The following is a 4,362-nucleotide window of genomic DNA, read 5'->3' on the forward strand; positions in this document are numbered from 1 at the left end:
GTCAAGTCATCTTCGCTATTATTGTCAATAATTTCCCCGACTTGGTGAAGCTGCTCAATTTCTAGAAGTCTTGCCAAATCACCTTCTTGGTAGGCTTGATTAATGGATTTCATAATTTCTGTATGATCTGTCTGTGTCTCGGTGTCTTTTACCTTGTCAGGGTGGAAGATTTCAGCTAACCTCAGAAATGTTTCACGAATTTTTCTCTTATCTCCTGTTCTAGCTTCACCATGAGATTCTTGTGTTTGCCAATGTTGATGGCGACCTTCAGCAGTTTCCCTTGAAAAATCTGATTCGGGTTCGGGATTGTCAAACAATTCGTCTAGCTCTGTTGAAAATTGTTTGCAGCTTGCTTTGAGACTAATGATTCCTGTGACTTGGAGCTTAAGGTAAACTGCCTCTATATTTTTAAAAGTTTGTTTACCAAACTTTCTACTAGTAAAAATCTCATCAAATAAAGTATGAATATCCTGGTCTAAGGAAGCCATTTTTTGAAAGCTGGGACTGGCTTTATGAAATATTTCTGTAGCGAAACTTCGCGTCTGTTCAATAAAGTTATTCAGTTCTGTGCGTTTTCTTTTAATCTGTTTGAGTAATGATTGGTGTTCTTTTTCTAGAAACTGTAAGCGGGTATGTAATTGAGAGAGAGCCAGTGGAGTTGTAACAGTTGAGTAGGATAAAGGTGGGATTTTTCGAGGCATAGAAGATTTATGCTTTTTCAAGGGAAAAAACTCTAACGACAATTGACATCTCAATGATGATACACGAATGTCTACTGAGATTAATTTTCTGAAGGCAGCTAGCTGTGCCCGGAGCAACGCGATTTTTTGAAGTTGGGCAGAAAACAAGCGATGCCGTATCCCCTACACCCTACCCCCCACACCCAACTTCATGACCATTGCCGTATGTGCTGTAATTTGTGGAGCGAATGGTTGGACGGTAGTCGAGACGTTTGGTTGTGCTAGATGGTGGTGGAATTATGCTTTAAATAAGTCGGGCGGGGAGTGTAAATGGTCTCAAGGGACCGCATTATCGGAGAATAGGCTGCTAGATACCGATAACTCTTGTGGGTAAGTATCCTACGTGACCAGTATATGCAATTTAAATGTAGAACAGCTTAGTTAGTGTTGTTATTTCTAAATTACAATTTCTAGCAGGGGTCAAGGGATTTAGTAATTTTGTCTATCTTTGCTCAACGTTCAGTATTCATCCGCCATTTTCTAAAACTTGCATCTGTAAATGTTCTTTCAAATCTAATGGTTCCTTTGGCAGGACTAATAGATGTAATGTTTTTAGGGCATTTAACGGAGATTCGTCATTTAGCAGGTGTGGCACTAGCAACAATTTTATTCAATTATATTTATTGGACATTCGGTTTCTTACGCATGGGTACAACTGGAATGGTTGCACAGGCTATAGGGCGTAAAGATAACCAATCGGCAGTACTGATTGGTTTACAGCATGGAATCTTAGCATTGATATTAGGACTCGCTATTCTGATATTTCAACAACCTTTACAAATATTAGGGTTTGCGATTCTAAGTGCTACACCAGAAGTTAAAAGTTCTGGAGTCGAGTTTTATAATGCTTTAGTATGGGGTGCCCCAGCAACATTGATTAACTTTGTCTTGATTGGTTGGTTTCTTGGACAAGCACAAAGTAGTAAAGTGTTGTTGCTTTCAGCTATTAGCAATTGTGCAAATGTACTACTAGATTATCTATTTATTGTTGAGTGGGGATGGTCAAGTAGAGGAGCTGGGTTAGCGACAGCCACTAGTCAGTATCTGATGCTGATGGTAGGTATTTTGCTATATTCTCAAACAATTTCATTTAAACAAATACAAGCTTTAATTGGGGAACTATTTGACCTGTCTGCTTTAAAATCAGCTTTAATGCTGAATGGAGAAATTATTATTCGGACTTTTGCTTTAATTTCGACAATGGCGATGTTTAGCAACCTTAGTTCTATGTTAGGAACTGAAATTCTGGCGGCAAATACCATCCTGATGCAAGTGGTTAGCTTGGCAGCATATTTCATTGATGGCTTTGCATTCGCTACTGAGAGCTTGGCTGGAATTTTTCAAGGTAGTGGAAATATTACTTCTTTAAAACAACTGTTGCAAACTTCTGTAGTCAGTAGCTTGGTTATCGGATTAATGTTTTCTACTGCATTTATTTTTGCCCCAGAATCACTATTAAGATTGCTGACTAATCATACTGAAATTATCAATAATTTACGCTCTTATATTCCTTGGTTGTTACCAGTTTTAGGTTTTGGCTCAGTCGCTTATGCGCTAGACGGTTATTTTCTAGGGTTGACTCAAGGTCATACACTTCGTCAAGCTATGCTGAAAGCCACTGTAATCGGTTTTATTCCATCAGCAATTGCAGCAAGGTATTTCCATAATAGTCATTTACTATGGCTATCAATGTCTTTATTTATGGCAACAAGAACAATAACTTTGGCATTGTGCGTACCAAAATCATTTTGTAAAAGACAGTGAGGGCAGGACGTTGGAGGTAGGGTATTAGATGTAGTATTTAAGACGATTAAATGCGAGGATGTCACATAGTACAACATCTTCTTAATTTTCTACACCCTTTCATCCAAGAATACTAGGGATTTACGCTTTTATTAGTGCCATTCGATCTCTACACACTGCCACCAACCAATCACAGACCACAGACCTACACTCGTCTGCAAACTTAACCCAAACTTGCCACTGCCCCAGGTATGCGTTCCAGTAAGGCTCCCCATCAGCAATTCCAACAGCCGAGCCAACTGCGGAGACTAGCTCACTGTAGAAGGAGCCAACGCAATCCATGCCTTGGCGCATTTTCAGCTTCAGCCCCTTCCAGCCAAGGACTTGAGGATTTTCCACCTGGGTAACTGTTTGGGAAATATCTTCTGGTGTCGTGTCAATGACTGGAGTGATTAACACTATATTATTGGTGAGTGACACCACTTCAGAATTTTTGGGGATTAACTGTGAGGTGGTGTCAATGACTGGAGTGGTTAACACTATATTATTAGTGACTGACACCAAATCAAACACAGCATTTTGAGCGCTAGCTAGTTGAGATAGTTCATCCCGATTTAACCACTGCCCAAAAATCAAATCACGCTCATCATCAGGGGCAACAAACTGGTAAACGCACTCCCTGTTTTCCCTCGACCCCAACCGACCAATGTAATCCAACTTCAAATCAATCTTGGCAAGTAACTTCTGTGCGATCGCAACTGGGGTCAGTTTTTCAGAAATAGTTACATTCAGATAATTCTTGATAACGTGCCTGTGCTGAACAGCCAGTGTCTTAAACTCCACCATTTTCTCATCAGACCCCCGTAACTGAACGTCTGGTGTAAGAAACTGCAACAGATTCAGGCTTTCCAGTAACAGTACAGCAGGTAATAACTGCCCCTTGTTAAAGTCCGGCTTCCAAACCGAATTCTCCCCAGCCTCTAACTGCGCCTTAGCCCTTTTAGCATCACGGTTCGTCAAAAACTCCCGTCCCAGTGTCAAATAATAGTGCATCCGCAGTTGAGGATACCACCCATCATCATCCTTCTCGACCAAACCAGGCGTAACTTCAACTTCATAGCGACGAGACAATTCCGCCTTGCGCTGCTGATGTCGTTCGGTTTTAGTTTTCGCCCTTTTATCTTGCAGTTTTTTCAGTTCAGTTTGGGAGAGTTCAACAGAATTAGCGATCGCTTCACACTCCACAGCATACAATTGCTCACTTGCCGCCTTAACCGACTCGATTACAGCCCCACTCTCATCATCATCAGCATCCGAGGCATCAATAATGGTGTATCCATCTTCGACCAATCCCCCAAGCACCGATTCTCGATAGCGCCGCATCTCAACATTAATCACAGAACCACGCTTGCCCCAGGTTTGCAATGACTCTGGCTGAAAATTCTGATCAATGTAGCTCAAATCCGCATTATCCGCCGCCGACAGCAGCGCAATATTAGCCTGTGTCGCAACGTGTTGACTTCTGAGCAGTCCTCCAATGGATGTAGAACCATTCCCGACAACACCCATCCCCCACTCTCTGACCCAAATGTGACGGTCAACAGTTTCCCGTAATCGCGCTAACATCTGACGTACAGAATTAACCGGCTGCACTCCTTGAAATATCCCCCAAACAGCAGTGAAATGCCCTCGAATATCGATGCTGACCCCAGTTTCTAAACTTGGAGAAGCGATAACTAAATCATACTGGGTGAGAATTTCGTTCAGGTGAGCGATACAGCCAAACGCAGCATGAGAGGGGTCTGCAACGGATTCGCTGTCAATTCGCAGGATTCGCAGGTGTGGGAATTTGCGACGGAACCGTTCTTCTAAGGCTTGC

Annotated in this window: 4 protein-coding genes; 2 read left to right on the forward strand and 2 right to left on the reverse strand. The window is 42.0% G+C overall.

The window, feature by feature from the left end; translation table 11 throughout:
- A partial coding sequence (locus ACEW80_RS21530; RefSeq protein WP_373528548.1) for a J domain-containing protein occupies positions 1–701 on the reverse strand: 701 nt, incomplete at its 3' end.
- Between the two features lie 190 nt (positions 702–891).
- Between ACEW80_RS21530 and ACEW80_RS21535 the strand changes: the two genes are divergently transcribed.
- Both ACEW80_RS21535 and gntT read left to right on the forward strand, forming a co-directional pair.
- Entirely contained in the window at positions 892–1,074 is a 183-nt protein-coding gene (locus ACEW80_RS21535; RefSeq protein ID WP_373528549.1) for a helix-turn-helix domain-containing protein, read from the forward strand.
- A gap of 104 nt (positions 1,075–1,178) precedes the next feature.
- On the forward strand, positions 1,179–2,504 hold the full coding sequence (gntT, locus tag ACEW80_RS21540; RefSeq protein WP_373528550.1) for a guanitoxin biosynthesis MATE family efflux transporter GntT: 1,326 nt from the start codon (positions 1,179–1,181) through the stop codon (positions 2,502–2,504).
- 120 nt (positions 2,505–2,624) lie between these two features.
- Here gntT and ACEW80_RS21545 read toward each other — a convergent pair.
- The coding region (locus ACEW80_RS21545) for a plasmid replication protein, CyRepA1 family (protein ID WP_373528551.1) at positions 2,625–4,362 on the reverse strand (1,738 nt) is incomplete at its 5' end.

It is taken from the genome of Nostoc sp., assembly GCF_041747015.1.
GTDB lineage: Bacteria > Cyanobacteriota > Cyanobacteriia > Cyanobacteriales > Nostocaceae > Nostoc.